The organism is Plantactinospora alkalitolerans (assembly GCF_015690345.1).
GTDB classification, from domain to species: domain Bacteria; phylum Actinomycetota; class Actinomycetes; order Mycobacteriales; family Micromonosporaceae; genus Plantactinospora; species Plantactinospora alkalitolerans.
This window is the reverse complement of the sequence record NZ_JADPUN010000273.1, coordinates 1-14,123: the sequence shown is the minus strand read 5'-3', so window position 1 is coordinate 14,123 and position 14,123 is coordinate 1. Positions and strand designations below refer to the sequence as shown.

The following is a 14,123-nucleotide window of genomic DNA, read 5'->3' as shown; positions in this document are numbered from 1 at the left end:
GATGTAAGGAAGGGCCCCTTCTTATCGCTTTCTGTAGAAGAAGGGTCCCCTCCTAACGCTTTACGCACCCGCCCGAGGCTTTACGCACCCGCCCGGCTTGGCGCGGCGTCGCACCCATCGGCGGTGTGCTGAGATGGGATCACCATGACTGATGCGGAAAAGCGCGTGAGCGAACCGGGTGACGGACTCAGCTACGAGCAGGCCCGGGCCGAACTGGCCTCGGTGGTAGAGCGGCTGGAGGCCGGCGGCAGCTCGCTGGAGGAGTCGTTGGCGCTGTGGGAGCGGGGTGAGCGCCTCGCGGAGATCTGCCAGGGCTGGCTCGACGGTGCCCGGCAACGGATCGACGCCGTTCGGCAGGCCCGGGAGACGACCAGTTCGTCCTGACGGCCCCCGTGGGAGCGGCCAGGCGCGGCTGGGACGCCGGTAGCGGTCGTGTCGCCGGCTCGGCGGCTGAAGAGCAGGCTCGCCGGCCGGAGAGCAGGCTCGGCCGCCCCACCCCGCACCGATCATCCGTCGTACGGCTAGCGCAGCGAGAGCGCTATCTGGCGAAGATCACCCTCGGGTACCCGGCCGACGACGATCACCGTACGGTCGGGCTCCAGCAGGACGAGTGCCAGTTCGCCGGCGCGGGCCGTGTAACGCTGCCAGGTCCGCCCGCCCAGCTCGGTCGTCCCCTGCGGCTGGCCGTTCCTGGTCAACTCGGCCGGTAGCAACTGTTCGGCCGGAGTGTTGCTCTGCACCAGTTGGAGGCCGCCGTCATCCGGGCTCAGGTATCCGATCCGCAGGCTCGCACCGGAGTCACCACGGGTGAAATCGGCCCGCACCGTACGCCATCCGTCGCCGAGGCCCGTCGGCTCGCTGACCGGAAAGGCGTTGGCCGCCCTGGCCTGCTGGACCGCCGCGGCCGGGTCGACCACGGTCGGCTGGTCGGCGCCGAGAAAGACCCGGCCGAAGCCGAGCACCAGGGCGATCGGCACCAGCAGTACCAGCAGCGAGATGACGATGTCCTTCGTCGATCGCTGCGAGCGGATCGCGGTCGGCACCACCTGGTCCGCATCCGGCTCCACCTGGTCCGCATCCGGCTCCACCTGGTCCGCATCCGGCTCCACGAGCCGGTCCGGGCCGTCCGGCTCGCCTTCGATGGGCGACGGTTCTCCCGGTCGGAACGGGTCCGCCGGGGCGGCCACGTCCGGGAGGCGGTCATCCGGGGCAGGTCCGGCAGACTGAGCGGAGTTCACCCACCTATCTTGACAGCCTCATCGGTTACCGCGATCTGGGCCACCAGCCCCCCGAACCAGCGTTAAGTTGACCAGCGTGTGAGGATCCCTGACAAAGCCGGCGGCGGCGCGCGCCGCGCTGTGTGCCGGCCCACCCCGCAGTGTCGCGAGGAGGAGCCGAGATGACCAACACCAGAACCCGGGTGCCGCAGAACCTGGACCGTAACCTGGCCCTCGACCTGGTCCGGGTCACCGAGGCGGCGGCGATGGCCGCCGGCCGATGGGTCGGCCGGGGCGACAAGGAGGGCGGCGACGGAGCAGCCGTCGACGCCATGCGCAAGCTGATCAACTCGATCCCGATGCGCGGCGTCGTGGTGATCGGCGAGGGCGAGAAGGACAACGCCCCGATGCTGTTCAACGGCGAGCAGGTCGGCGACGGCAGCGGGCCGGAGGTCGACGTCGCGGTGGACCCGATCGACGGGACCACGCTGATGAGCAAGGGCATGCCGAACGCCCTGGCCGTGCTGGCGGTGGCCGAACGCGGCGCCATGTTCGACCCGAGCGCCGTCTTCTACATGGAGAAGCTCGCGGTCGGCCCGGTGTACGCGGACGTCATCGACATCAACGCCGGGGTGTTCGAGAACCTCAATCGGATCGCGAAGGTCAAGAAAACGGACATCTCCGATGTGACGGTCTGTGTCCTGGACCGTCCCCGACACAAGGACCTGATCCAGCAGATCCGGCGTGCCGGCGCGGCCATCCGGTTCATCAGCGACGGTGACATCGCCGGCGCCATCGCCGCCGCCCGGGGCGAGTCGGACGTCGACGTGCTGATGGGGATCGGCGGTACTCCGGAGGGCATCACCGCCGCCTGCGCGCTCAAGTGCATGGGCGGGGCGATGCAGGCCAAGCTCTGGCCCCGGGACGACGAGGAGCGGGAGAAGGCGATCGCCGCCGGCCACGACCTCGACCGGGTGCTCAGCACCGAGGACCTGGTCACCGGCGACAACGCCTTCTTCGTCGCCACCGGAGTCACCTCCGGCGATCTGCTTCGCGGGGTCCGCTACCGCTCCGGCGGGGCGTACACCCAGTCGATCGTGATGCGTTCCAAGAGCGGCACGATCCGCGTGATCGACTCCTACCACCGGCTGGAGAAACTGGCGCTCTACTCCGCCGTCGACTTCGACGGCCGACCGCTGGCCGAGCAGGAGTAGCCGGGGAGCGGGGAGACCGAGAAGCCGAGTAGCCGAGGCGCTGGGCAGCCAGGCAGCCGAGGAGGAGCCAGGGGCCGCCGGCGACGCGTTCAGCGGCCGGCCGGGAGGCGCCGGCCGGGAGGCGTTGGACGGGGAGGCGTTGGACGGGGAGGCGCCGGCCATGGGCGCCGGCCGGGGTCAGGTCGGGTTGGGTCCGGCGGTCTCCCGGAGCGCGTCGTCCAACCCGGTCGGCGTGATGCCGAAAGTCGCGGTGGCCGCCGAGGAGTCCAGCACGAACGGTCGACGAAACTGGTACGCCGTCTCCCGCAGTTCCCGCGCGGTCGGGTCGAACAGCCCGCCGAGCCAGAGCAGCGGCGCCGGCATCGAGGCCAGCCGGGGCGCGGGCGTGCCCACCAGTTCGCTGAGCCGGACCGCCAGCTCCCGGACCGACGCCGGCGGCTGGCTGGGTACGTGCCAGGGCCGCCCCCAGGCCCGCTCGTCGTCGGCCGCCGCGACCAGCGTCCGGGCCACGTCGCCGACGTACGTCCAGGTGTGCGGGGCGTCCAGGTCGGCCGGCACCGACGCCCGCCGCCCGGCCAGGACCTTCGGTACGACGAGAACGGTGAACGGGGTCTGCGCCCCCGCGCCCAGATAGTCGGAGCCGCGTACCTCGGTCATCCGGATCCGGCCCGCCTCGTGCAGCGCCGACGCGTCCTGCCACATCCGCGTCCGGACCTGCCCCTTCGCGCCGCTCGGCCGCATCGGGGTGTCCTCGGTCATCGGTCCGTCCACCGGTCCGTAGCCGTACAGGTTGCTGGTGACCGCCAGCACCGCTCCGGCGCGTTCCGCCGCGGTCAGCGCCGAGGCGGCGATCGGCGGCCAGTCCGTCGGCCAGCGGTGGTACGCGGGATTGGCACAGTTGTAGAGCGTCGCCGCACCGCCGACCAGCTCGGTCAGCCGCTCCTGGTCAGCACCGTCGGCGGCGATCCGCTCGATCCCTGGGTGGTCCGGCCCGGTTCCCCGCCGGCTGACGAGTCGTACCCGGTCGCCCCGCTCGACGAGCAGCCGGGCGACGGAGCGCCCGACCGGGCCAGCGCCGACGATCACCTGTAGTGCCATTCCGCTCCTCCTTGGATCGGCCGCCTGATTCGAGAGCACTGCTCTCGGCGCACTAAGACTCCGCCAGGATCGCGTCGACGTCAAGAGCGCTGCTCTCATTTCAAACCAACGCTCTCGGAAATCGTCGAGATGTGGCAGGGTTGCGACATGTCCGCACCATCGATCCGGGCCAGGGTCCGCGCCGAACTGATCCAGGAGATCAAGACCGTTGCCCGGCGGCATCTCGCGACCGACGGCGCCAACCTCTCGCTCCGGGCCGTCGCCCGCGACCTCGGCATGGTCTCGTCCGCCGTATACCGGTACTTTCCCAGCCGGGACGCGCTGCTCACCGCGCTGATCGTGGAGGCGTACCAGGCACTGGGGGACGCCGCCGACGCTGCCGACGCGGCGGTGGCCCGCGACGACCTGCGCGGACGCTGGCTGGCGGTCAGCCACGCGGTCCGGGCCTGGGCACTGGCCAACCCCGCCGAGTACGCGTTGCTCTACGGCAGCCCGGTGCCCGGCTACGCCGCGCCGGACGAGACCGTGGTTCCGGCCCAGCGGGTGGTCTTCGCACTGGCCGGCGTACTTGTCGACGGGGCTGTGGCTGGACGGCTCGCCCCGCCGGTCGGCACTCCGGCACCGCCGCCGGTCCGTGCCGACCTGAGCCGGCTGCTCCAGCAGCGACCCCCAGCCCTCGCCGAGGAGCACCTCGCCCGGTGCCTGGCCGGCTGGAGCCAACTCTTCGGCCTAGTCAACTTCGAGGTGTTCGGTCGGCTGGAGCAGGTGATCGACGACCGCGAGCCGTACTTCGACCACCAGATGCGGATGATGGCCGATCTCGCCGGCCTACCGGAGGGAACACCGGGCGGGCCGGGTCAGCCTGCGTCGGAGGAGTGACCGGGGAACAGGTGGGCGGCGGGGTTGATCACCACGGCGGCGTTGTTCACCGCGGTCGCGGCTTCGCCGAAGCCGGTGGCGATCAGCCGGACCTTGCCGGGGTACTCCGTGATGTCACCGGCCGAGAAGACCCGCGGCAGGTTGGTGGCCATCGTGCTGTCGACCAGGATGTGCCGCTTGTCGAGCGCGACACCCCATTCGGTCAGCGGGCCGAGGTCGGCGGTGAAACCCAGCGCGGCAACCACGGTGTCGACCGGGATGGTCTCCACCTCCGCGCCCTTGACCGCGATGTCCGCCCCGGTCACCGCGCCGTCGCCGTGCAGCTTGGTCACCTCGGCGTTGACCACGATCCGTACCGGCAGGTCCCGCACCCGGTCCACGGTGGCCGCGTGGGCCCGGAACTTCTCCCGCCGGTGGACCAGGGTGATCGACCTGGCCAGGGGTTGCAGGGCCAGCGCCCAGTCGAAGGCCGAGTCACCGCCACCCACGATCAGTACGTCCTGCCCGGCGAGGTCGGCGAGGTGCGGTACGAAGAAGACGATGCCGCCTCCGACGAAGTTCTCCGCGGCCGGCAGCGGACGTGGCGTGAAACTGCCCAGGCCGGCGGTGACGATGATCGCGCCGCAGTGCAGGATGTCGCCGTTGGCGAGGCTCAGCACCGGCTTTCCGTCCAGGTACGACAGCTTCTCCGCCCGTACCCCGAGCAGGTATTCCGGTCCGAACGTCTCCGCCTGGGTGACCAGGTTGGCGACCAGGTCGCGTCCCTTGATCGACGGGAACCCGGCGACGTCGTAGATCATCTTTTCCGGGTACATCGCGGTGACCTGTCCGCCGGGCTCCGGCAGGACGTCGACGACGGCGACCGAGAGGCCACGGAATCCCGCGTAGTACGCCGCGAAGAGCCCGGTGGGGCCGGCCCCGATTATCGCGACATCGACCTCACGCATGTGCCCACCGTCGCTCTCCGCCTGCGGACTGATCAACAGCTGTGCTGATCCGACCGTAGGCGGACTACGGGCGTCGAAGCAATAGCCGTCCCACCGGCGGGTGTCCCCCGGTCAGGGAAGGGTCAACGTGGACTCCGACCGGTACGGATCGTCGTCGCGCGGCCGGCGCCGCCGGAACAGGATCGCGGCCACCAGCCCGCCGCAGAATCCGAAGAGGTGCCCCTGCCAGGAGATCGGCTCGTCGGTGGGCAGCACGCCCAGCAACTGCCAGCCGTAGAGGAGGCCGACCAGCACGACAACGCCCAGGTTCCACCAGCTCCGCTCGACGATGCCGCGCATGAGCAGCAGACCGAGGTACCCGAAGATCACGCCGCTCGCTCCGACCACGATCGACTGTGGCGAGCCGGTGATCCAGACCCCGAGCCCACTGACGAACATGATCAGCAGGGTCGAGTAGAGGAACCGCCGCGCGCCGGTGGAGAGCACGAAGGTGCCGAGCAGGATCAGCGGCACGCTGTTGCTGTAGAGGTGGTCGAACCCGTGGTGCAGGAACGGCCCGAAGAAGATGCCGTCTAGTCCGTCGATGTCGCGGGGGATGATCCCGGCCGCGGTGTCGAACCCGGCGTTCAGCCAGACGTCGAGCGCCTCGATGAGGAAGAGCAGCGGTACGACGGCGCACATGGCGACGAAGGCGCGACCGAGCGCGGCGTAGAAGGCCTCGGTGCCGAACTGGTTGGGGTCGCTGCCACGGGACAACGGATCGAACGTCACCCCCATGTTGCTATCAGCTCTGCGGCCCAGCCGCCAGTCAGGCCCCGCGAGCCGGCCGGGAAACCCCGTCCGGCCCCTGACGCGCCGAAGGGGTGCGAACCGATCGGTTCGCACCCCTTCGGTCTGAAATCAGGTCAGTAGTAGCCCTTGTTCTGGAAGAACGTCCAGGCGCCACAGGGTGTCTTGTACCTGCCCTTGACGTAGCCCAGCCCCCACTTGATCTGGGTTGCCGGGCTGGTCCGCCAGTCGGAGGCGATCGAAGCCATCTTGCTGCCGGGCAGCGCCTGCGGGATACCGTACGCGCCGGAAGACTTGTTCTCGGCCTTGTGGTTCCAGCCGCTCTCCTTGGTCCAGAGCTTCTCCAGGCAGGGCATCTCGGCGATCTTGAAGCCGGCGTCGAGCATCAGTGCGCAACCGATCTTCCGGTTGCCGCTGTACTCGTTGCAGGAGGCGGGGATCGGCCCGGTGTACGGCTTCGTGGCCTGGTCGGCCGCCTCCTTCTCCTGCTTCTCCCGCGCCCGCTTCCGGCTCGCCGCCTCCTCCGCCTTCTTGGCCCGCGCAGCGGCGGCCCGAGCGATCTCGTCCGCCTTGCGGGCGGCCTCGGCGGCGGCGGCCCGCTGCTCGGCGGTGGCGATGATGTGTGCGGCGTGCCGCTGACGCAGCAGGTCCCACTCGGCCTGCTGCGCGTCGGCCACCGACTCGGCCTCGATGCTGTGTTGCTGCGCTTCGCGGTCTTCGCCCAGGTAGTAGCCGCCTCCGACGCCCCCCAGGAGCAACGCGACGGCAAGTCCCCGGACACCGAACCGGCTCCACGGCCGACTCACGAAGTGGTCCCTTCGTCGGGGGCAAGGACACGGCGCGGAAGGACCCGGAAAGGCCCCCGGTCACGCCGCGAGCGCCCCGGCCCTGCCGGGCCGTGACCCCGACCGGCTGCTTACCGGTCGGTGCCGTCGCCCCCGGGCAACTCATCGCTGACGATGCCGGAGGACGTTGGACGCTCGAAGGACACCATTGCGCAAGGTGAGGCAGCAGGGAAACCGGTTGCGACTATTGTGACTTGCATCACGCTCCATTTCGCCACCGGAAGGGACAAAAACCGCTACGCCGGCTCCTACAGCGGGATGTCCTCCAACAGATCCGTCACCACCTCGGCGATCGGCGACCGCTCCGAACGGGTCAGCGTGACGTGCGCGAAGATCGGATGCCCCTTCAACGCCTCGATCACCGCGGTCACCCCGTCGTGCCGGCCCACCCGCAGGTTGTCCCGCTGGGCGACGTCGTGGGTGAGCACCACCCGGGAACCCTGACCCACCCGGGACAACACGGTGAGCAGCACGCCACGCTCCAGCGACTGGGCCTCGTCGACGATCACGAATGCGTCGTGCAGGCTCCGCCCTCGGATGTGGGTCAGCGGCAGCACCTCCAGCATCCCCCGGGACATCACCTCGTCCATGACGTTCTGGTGCACCACCGCGCCGAGGGTGTCGAAGACCGCCTGGGCCCAGGGCGACATCTTCTCCGCCTCCGAGCCGGGCAGATAACCGAGTTCCTGGCCACCGACCGCGTACAACGGACGGAAGACGATGACCTTCTTGTGCCGCCCGCGCTCCATCACGGCCTCCAGGCCGGCGCAGAGGGCCAGCGCCGACTTCCCGGTTCCGGCCCGGCCACCCAGCGAGACGATGCCGATCGACTCGTCCAGCAGGAGGTCGAGCGCGACCCGCTGCTCCGCCGAACGGCCGCGTAGCCCGAACGCCTCCCGGTCACCGCGAACCAGCCGTACCGTCTTGTCCGCCAGGACCCGACCGAGCGCGGAGCCGCGCGGCGAGTGCAGCACCAGACCGGTGTGCGTGGGCAGGCCGGCGGCGGTGTCCAGGTCCAGCGCCGCATCGTCGTACAGCCGGTTGACCTGCTCCTCCCCCAACTCCAGCTCGGCCATCCCGGTCCAGGTCGGGTCGCTGGCCTGGCCGTGCCGGTACTCGTCGGCGGTCAGGCCGACGGACGCGGCCTTGACCCGCAGCGGCATGTCCTTGCTGACCAGGGTGACCGCCCGGCCCTCCGCGGCCAGGTTGAGCGCCACCGAGAGAATCCGGGTGTCGTTGGACTCGTTGCGGAAGCCCGGCGGCAGTACGCCGTCATCGGCGTGGTTCAGCTCCACCCGCAGCGTGCCGCCGGCCTCGTTCGCCGGCACCGGCTGGTCCAACCGTCCATGCCGGACCCGCAGGTCGTCGAGCATCCGCAGGGACTGCCGGGCGAACCAGCCCAGTTCCGGATGATGCCGCTTCCCCTCCAACTCGGAGATCACCACGAGTGGCACCACCACCTCGTGCTCGGCGAACCGGTGGAAGGCGCCGGGATCGGACAGCAGGACCGAGGTGTCCAGAACGTACGCCCGGGTAGCTGGTGCGGGCTCCGCACTGGCGGCCGGTGCCGCCGACCTGGTCCGGCGTCCGCCCCTGGCACGGCTCGGCGCGTTGCTGGCGGTCGGGTTCTGGTCGTCGGCCCGAGGGTTGGTACGGCGAATCGTCACAGGCCTGCTCCGGCGGATGTGCACCCGTACACCCGCGTTCCGCCTCGTCCGGTGCCCGGAGACACGGGGTCGGATGCGGGCCCCGTGGCGTGCTGTCGCAAGGTCCGGGCCGGCCGGCTGGCCCGGGATGACCCCGTGCCATGGGTAGACGCTAACCGGGAAACGCCGGCTTGGGCTAGGGCGAACGGCTGTGCGACTCGGCACGGAGGGCCGGATCCGTCCGGCCTGCCGGGTCGCGGATCGCCGTCCGGTGCCCGGCGGACCGGCCGGGATGCATGCCCCCTGCGCGCATCCCGGCCGGTGGGATCACCGTCACCGGTCTGACGTGATCCCGACGGTGCGGGTCCGGAACGGACCTGCGCACCGCGTTCGCGGGTGACCGCTCACCCCATCGCGCCGCCGGTCAGACATTTCGGCCGGCGAGGGCGTCGGTGGAGTGCCGTCCGCCGTTGGTCGCGGTCCCCGCGAAAGAGGCGCCCGTATACGTCGTTCCCTGACCTACGACGGTGTGGACGTTGTGCGGTGTGGTGGGTGATGGCACCGCCAACACCGAGGCGATGGCCGCCTGCGCCTCCCGACGCCGACGGTTCCAGGCCCCCCGGTCGCCGTCGAAGTAACCCTGCCGGTACCCGAAGCGGTAACCGAGCCGGTAGCTGAGTTGACCGTGCAGCCGCCCCACCGCGTAGCTGGACGAGGCGAGCAGCAACAGGAGGAATACCACGAAGAAGGGACTCACCCGGTCACCCCACCCTGGCGCCGGTCGACGTACCGCATGTCACTGGGCGCATCTCCTCTCCGGGCCGCCGCTGTGCCAGTCCTGCTCACGCCATCTCCTCGCTGCGCTCGTCGTCATGGAATTTCGTCTACCGAGCTGACGGGGCGGCTGGTCATGTCTCCTCCGGGTCGAGGGAGGTCGGGTCGGAGATGAGCAGCCGGTCGAGATCGTCCGTACTCACCTCCTCCACCAACTCGACGCTGATCCGACAACCGTCGAGTACGACCTCGGCGACGGAGGCCCGTCGGATCTCGCCGCCCGCGTCGTACACCCGAACGCTCAACTCCGGACAGCCGAGATGGGTACGCCACGAGTCCCACTCCGCCCGGTCACCGACGTTGAGCGATAGGTAGCGACAGCCGCGGGCGAGGTACAACCGCCACGGCGCACTGAGGCCGGCGGCGACGCCGTCGGCGATCAGGCCGAATGCCTGGGCCCGGGTTGCTAGTTCGGTCACCGGACTCCTCCTGTCACGAAGGCGTGACCCTCGTGAGCACGAAACGTCTCACACACGAGACATACCGTAAATAGTCCCACACGCGTGACAGTATCAGCTCTTCGTCTGATTACCCCCATACCTGCGTACGCCTATTGTTGCCGCGTGATACCCCTCGCCACAAGCAACAATGTCGCGTCCCGGAAACATGAGGCGTTGTCACGCACGCAGGACAAGTCAACGCCGGTCCCCCCGAAATCGGACGTCTGGTCGTACCGTCACCGCGTGCCGGACCGCGCCCACGGACGGAAGATCGCCTTTGCCGCCTTCGTGCGGAAGGCACTCGACGACGCCCGCGCCACCCGCGCCTGGACGGGCACCGAGGTCTCCCGGCGCACCGGCGTGTCGCGCCAGACCATCAACCGATGGGTACGCGGCGAGTGGGCGAGCGACCCGGAAGCCGAGCGGGTCGTCGCGTTCTGCGAGGGCCTGGATCTCGATCCGACCGTCGCCTTCGGAGTGCTCGGCTGGGACCGCGCCACCCCGTCCCGGCCCGCCCCCAGCGCCCCACCGATGGATCCGGACGTGGAAGCACTGCTCCGCCGGCTGGTGAACCCGAACGTGTCGGACGCGGAGAAGTTCCACATCAGGGAGACGATCCGATATCTGGCGTATCGCCCCGTATTGCCGCTTGAGGTCCGAAAAGGGCGGAAACAAGTGGGCTAGTTACACAAATGGCGCAACTTCGCGCATGCCACTCATCCATCCTGACTCCGGGCGACAAACAACGCGCTAACGTGCCTTTTCGTACTGCTTGGGCTCGTCGTCGGCGGGGGGACGGGACAAGGCCGAACCCAGCCCTGCGGGACAGAAGGAGGGTCTAGCCATGACCCTGAAGTGGATGGCAGTTGTAGTGGCGGCGGTGTCCCTGACCCTGTGCGTGACCGCGAACGTCGTGGTCGGAACGGTCCAGGGCGGTGACCAGGTGCCGTTCCTCGTGAACGTGCTCGCCATCACCGCCGCCGGCGCCGGCAGCGTCCTGGCCGTCGTCGCCGATCTGCACGAGCGGCTCGACGCGCGGATCACCGCGCTCACCGAATTCCTCATCACCCGGCTCAACGAACTCGACCACAACGCCGGCGACCGCAACTCGGGCTTCGTCGAGGGCTATCTGCTCAGCCGCGGCCAGGAGTCCGCGGTCGTGCCGATCGGCCCCAGGCTGCACGGACGACGCGCGATGCTCGGCAGCGACGACTGAGGGGGGATTCGCTTCCAGCACGGGGATTGCCGCCGCGCCGGACGAGGTTGCCGCCTCGACGGGTGAGAGGTTTTCGCTTCGACAATTGCGGCGGCAATCCACCGGGGTACGCTGACGCCCGTGCCGCCGATCAACCCGGGGAGCCAGCCCCCGACCCGTCCCCTGACTGCGGAGCAGGCATGGCGGGCAACCGCCGAGCGGGCCGAGCGCTGCGTCCTCTTCTTCGACTTCGATGGCACCCTCGCCCCGGTCAGAGACGATCCGACAACCGTCGAACCGGCGCCGAAGGCCCTCGCCGCGATCAACGCGCTCACCGAGGTCGTACAACGGGTGGCGATCGTCTCCGCCCGACCGGTGGAGTTCCTCCGGGACCGCTTCGCCGGTCTCGACGGGGTGGACCTCTACGGGCTGTACGGGCTCGAACACCTGCACGCCTCCGGCGAGACGATCACCGAAGAGGCCGCGCTGCCCTTCGTACCGACGATGGCCGAGCTTTCCGACCGGGCCCGCGCCGAACTGCCGGCGGGCGCGCTGGTGGAGTACAAACGGCTCTCCGTGGCCCTGCACTACCGGACCGCGCCGCACCTGGCCGGGGAGATCGAGCGGTGGGGACGAACCCAGGCCGACCGGCTGGGCCTACGGGTCCAGGTCGGGCGGATGGTGCTGGAGTTGAAGCCACCCGTCGACCGGGACAAGGGCATGGTGATCGGCGAGGCGGTCCGCTCCGCCGGCTGCGCGTGGTACTTCGGTGACGACGTCTCGGACATCAAGGCGTTCGCGGCACTGAGAGCCCGCGAGGCGGCCGATCCGGACTTCTTCGGTGTCTGCGTCGCCGTCGCCAATCCGGAGACCGGCGACGAGGTCTCCACCGCCGCCGACCTGACCATCGAGTCCCCGGAGGCGCTCGGCGACTTCCTCACCGAGGCCGTGCACCGCCTGACGTGACGCTGCGGTGCAGCGGCTGACGTGACCCTGCGGCGTACCGGCTACGCGCCGTGGCGGCTACGCGCCGTACCGGCGTTGCCGGTTGGCGTACGACCGCAGGGCACGAAGGAAGTCGACGTGCCGGAAGTCGGGCCAGTTCAGTTCGCAGAAGTAGAACTCCGAGTGTGCCGACTGCCAGAGCAGGAATCCGGAGAGCCGCTGTTCGCCGCTGGTCCGGATGACCAGGTCCGGATCCGGCTGTCCCCGGGTGTAGAGGTGCTCCGCGATGTGTTCGACGTCGAGCACCTCGGCGAGCTCCTCGATGGTGCCGCCGGCCGCCGCGTGCTCGTACAGCAGCGACCGCACCGCATCGGCGATCTCCCGCCGGCCGCCGTACCCGACGGCGATGTTGACCTGGGCCCCACCGACCCTGGCCCGGGTCCGCTCCTCGGCCGACTTGAGCGCGGCCGCGGTCTGCGCCGGCAGCAGGTCGAGCGCGCCGACCATCCGCAGCCGCCAGGGGTTGCCCTCCTCGGCCAGCTCCACGACGAGATCCTCGATGATCTGCACCAGCGGATCCAGCTCACTGGCCGGCCGGCGCAGATTGTCGGTGGCGAGCAGGTAGAGCGTGACGTGCCCGATACCGGCCTGGTCACACCAGCCCAACACGTCTTTGATCTTGGCTGCGCCGACCCGGTGACCGTCGTTGGGGTCGACGAACCCCATCTCCCTGGCCCACCGCCGATTGCCGTCGCACATCACCCCGACGTGCTTCGGCACGGGCTTACCGGCGAGCCTCGCCGTCAGACGTCGCTCATACACCGAGTAGATAAGGTCCCGGAGACTCATCCCCTGCAGCGTACCGATCAAATTCGCTGACGGAAGTGCCGGGCGGCCGAGCCGGCCGCGACCCCGGCAATCCTGGCCAATGTCCGGGCGTCCAGCCGGCCGTCGCCGAGCCCCAACTCGACCAGGACCCGGAAGACCCGGGCGTCCCGTTCGGCGGATCGGACCACCGCGTCGACGACCGGTCGTCGACGGGCCAGCGAGGCGACCGCCGAACTGTGCCGCAGGTGCTGGCCCAGCCGCTGGCGCAGTGCGCTGGCGTACCGGTCGGCCGCCGTGTCCGGAAAATCTGCCGCGGCCGCCCCGGCGAGGGAGCCCGAGAGGACCGCGTAGAAGATTCCCTCCCCGGTGAACGGGTTGATCAGTGACAGCGCATCCCCGGCCAGAAGGATCCGACCCCGGCCGGGCACCGGACGGCGGGTGGACAGCGGCAGGTGGTGCGCCCGCAGTTCGGTGACGGTGTCCGGTGCCACCTCGGGCAGCAGTGCGGCCAGCCGGTCCAGCAGTTGCGTGCGGTGGAGCGGCCGCCCGGCCAGCACCTCGCCGTAGCCGACGTTCGCCCGCCCGTCGCCGATCGGGAACGACCAGGCATAACCCGGCCAGTGCGCCGCCGAGGTGATGATCTTCTGCTCCACCGGGTCGCCGGCCGTCGGTGCGTACCCCCGGATCGCCAGCGCCAGGTGCCCGTCCGGATTCGCGCCGTGCCCCAGCGCCCGGCGGACCACCGAGCCGGCGCCGTCGGCCCCGACCACGGCCCGGGCCGCCAGCGTGCCGTCGAGCACCACCAGGCCGGCGCGGCACTCGACCCGGCGTACCGTGTGCCGGCGCAACCGGGCCCCGGCCGCCAGCGCCGCCGCCACCAACCGCGCGTCGAAGACCCGCCGGGGCACCGTGTACGCCGGACGGGGCAACTCCCGGGCCACCTGACCACCGCCGGGCGCGACCAGCCGCAGTGCCGGTACCGGTCGATAGCCGGCCACCGCGTCGGAGACCCCCAGCTCCGCCAGTACGTCGAGCGCGTGCGCGGCGATGCCGTCCCCGCAGGCCTTGTCCCGGGGAAAGTCGGCCCGGTCCAGCAGCAGCACGTCCGCCCCGGCCCGACGGGCCGCCAGTGCGGCACTGGCTCCGGCCGGGCCCGCGCCCACCACCGCGACGTCGACCGTCTCCACGGCCGCTCACCTCATCCGGGCCGGGCGGCGATCGTCGGACCCGCCGGACCCGTCGGACC

General features: G+C 70.3%; 16 protein-coding genes. 6 read left to right on the top strand and 10 right to left on the bottom strand.

The window, feature by feature from the left end:
- The first annotated feature begins 144 nt into the window (after nt 1–144).
- Nucleotides 145–384 (top strand): exodeoxyribonuclease VII small subunit, encoded by a 240-nt coding sequence (locus I0C86_RS31780; RefSeq protein WP_196205010.1) that lies wholly within the window; start codon nt 145–147, stop codon nt 382–384.
- A gap of 137 nt (nt 385–521) precedes the next feature.
- On the opposite strand, the gene I0C86_RS31775 is transcribed toward I0C86_RS31780, so the two are convergent.
- Nucleotides 522–1,238, bottom strand: a complete 717-nt coding sequence (locus I0C86_RS31775; protein WP_196205009.1) for a DUF4245 domain-containing protein — start codon at nt 1,236–1,238, stop codon at nt 522–524.
- A 161-nt stretch (nt 1,239–1,399) separates the two neighbouring features.
- On the opposite strand from I0C86_RS31775, the gene glpX reads away from it, so the two are divergent.
- Nucleotides 1,400–2,431: a class II fructose-bisphosphatase gene (gene glpX / locus I0C86_RS31770; protein WP_196205008.1), complete on the top strand. Its 1,032-nt coding sequence runs from the start codon at nt 1,400–1,402 to the stop codon at nt 2,429–2,431.
- Nucleotides 2,432–2,608: 177 nt separating this feature from the next.
- Here the strand turns inward: glpX and I0C86_RS31765 are convergent, their stop codons facing one another.
- Nucleotides 2,609–3,529, bottom strand: coding sequence for an NAD-dependent epimerase/dehydratase family protein (locus tag I0C86_RS31765; protein WP_196205007.1), 921 nt, complete (start codon nt 3,527–3,529; stop codon nt 2,609–2,611).
- A 147-nt stretch (nt 3,530–3,676) separates the two neighbouring features.
- Between I0C86_RS31765 and I0C86_RS31760 the strand changes: the two genes are divergently transcribed.
- Complete coding sequence (locus I0C86_RS31760; RefSeq protein WP_196205006.1) at nt 3,677–4,408, top strand: TetR/AcrR family transcriptional regulator; 732 nt, start codon at nt 3,677–3,679, stop codon at nt 4,406–4,408.
- On the opposite strand, the gene I0C86_RS31755 is transcribed toward I0C86_RS31760, so the two are convergent.
- The 6 genes from I0C86_RS31755 to I0C86_RS31730 form a co-directional block, all read right to left on the bottom strand.
- A complete protein-coding gene (locus I0C86_RS31755; RefSeq protein WP_196205005.1) occupies nt 4,387–5,355 on the bottom strand; it encodes an NAD(P)/FAD-dependent oxidoreductase in 969 nt (322 codons plus the stop codon). The genes I0C86_RS31760 and I0C86_RS31755 overlap by 22 nt on opposite strands.
- A gap of 111 nt (nt 5,356–5,466) precedes the next feature.
- On the bottom strand, nt 5,467–6,126 hold the full coding sequence (locus I0C86_RS31750; protein ID WP_407676375.1) for a rhomboid family intramembrane serine protease: 660 nt from the start codon (nt 6,124–6,126) through the stop codon (nt 5,467–5,469).
- A gap of 134 nt (nt 6,127–6,260) precedes the next feature.
- Nucleotides 6,261–6,950 carry an aggregation-promoting factor C-terminal-like domain-containing protein gene (locus tag I0C86_RS31745; RefSeq protein ID WP_196205003.1) on the bottom strand — a complete coding sequence of 230 codons (690 nt, stop codon included), beginning with the start codon at nt 6,948–6,950 and terminating at the stop codon, nt 6,261–6,263.
- Nucleotides 6,951–7,237: 287 nt separating this feature from the next.
- Nucleotides 7,238–8,656 (bottom strand): PhoH family protein, encoded by a 1,419-nt coding sequence (locus I0C86_RS31740; protein ID WP_196205002.1) that lies wholly within the window; start codon nt 8,654–8,656, stop codon nt 7,238–7,240.
- A 403-nt stretch (nt 8,657–9,059) separates the two neighbouring features.
- Entirely contained in the window at nt 9,060–9,392 is a 333-nt protein-coding gene (locus tag I0C86_RS31735) for a hypothetical protein (RefSeq protein ID WP_192766946.1), read from the bottom strand.
- A 151-nt stretch (nt 9,393–9,543) separates the two neighbouring features.
- Nucleotides 9,544–9,888, bottom strand: coding sequence for a hypothetical protein (locus I0C86_RS31730; RefSeq protein ID WP_196205001.1), 345 nt, complete (start codon nt 9,886–9,888; stop codon nt 9,544–9,546).
- A gap of 264 nt (nt 9,889–10,152) precedes the next feature.
- On the opposite strand from I0C86_RS31730, the gene I0C86_RS31725 reads away from it, so the two are divergent.
- The 3 genes from I0C86_RS31725 (at nt 10,153) to otsB (ending at nt 12,070) form a co-directional block, all read left to right on the top strand.
- A complete protein-coding gene (locus I0C86_RS31725; protein WP_196205000.1) occupies nt 10,153–10,593 on the top strand; it encodes a helix-turn-helix domain-containing protein in 441 nt (146 codons plus the stop codon).
- Nucleotides 10,594–10,753: 160 nt separating this feature from the next.
- Nucleotides 10,754–11,125 carry a hypothetical protein gene (locus I0C86_RS31720; protein ID WP_196204999.1) on the top strand — a complete coding sequence of 124 codons (372 nt, stop codon included), beginning with the start codon at nt 10,754–10,756 and terminating at the stop codon, nt 11,123–11,125.
- A 120-nt stretch (nt 11,126–11,245) separates the two neighbouring features.
- Nucleotides 11,246–12,070: a trehalose-phosphatase gene (gene otsB / locus I0C86_RS31715; protein ID WP_196204998.1), complete on the top strand. Its 825-nt coding sequence runs from the start codon at nt 11,246–11,248 to the stop codon at nt 12,068–12,070.
- Nucleotides 12,071–12,127: 57 nt separating this feature from the next.
- Here the strand turns inward: otsB and I0C86_RS31710 are convergent, their stop codons facing one another.
- A complete protein-coding gene (locus tag I0C86_RS31710) occupies nt 12,128–12,898 on the bottom strand; it encodes an isoprenyl transferase (RefSeq protein ID WP_196204997.1) in 771 nt (256 codons plus the stop codon).
- A gap of 17 nt (nt 12,899–12,915) precedes the next feature.
- Nucleotides 12,916–14,064 carry a geranylgeranyl reductase family protein gene (locus tag I0C86_RS31705; protein ID WP_196204996.1) on the bottom strand — a complete coding sequence of 383 codons (1,149 nt, stop codon included), beginning with the start codon at nt 14,062–14,064 and terminating at the stop codon, nt 12,916–12,918.
- Nucleotides 14,065–14,123 lie beyond the last annotated feature (59 nt).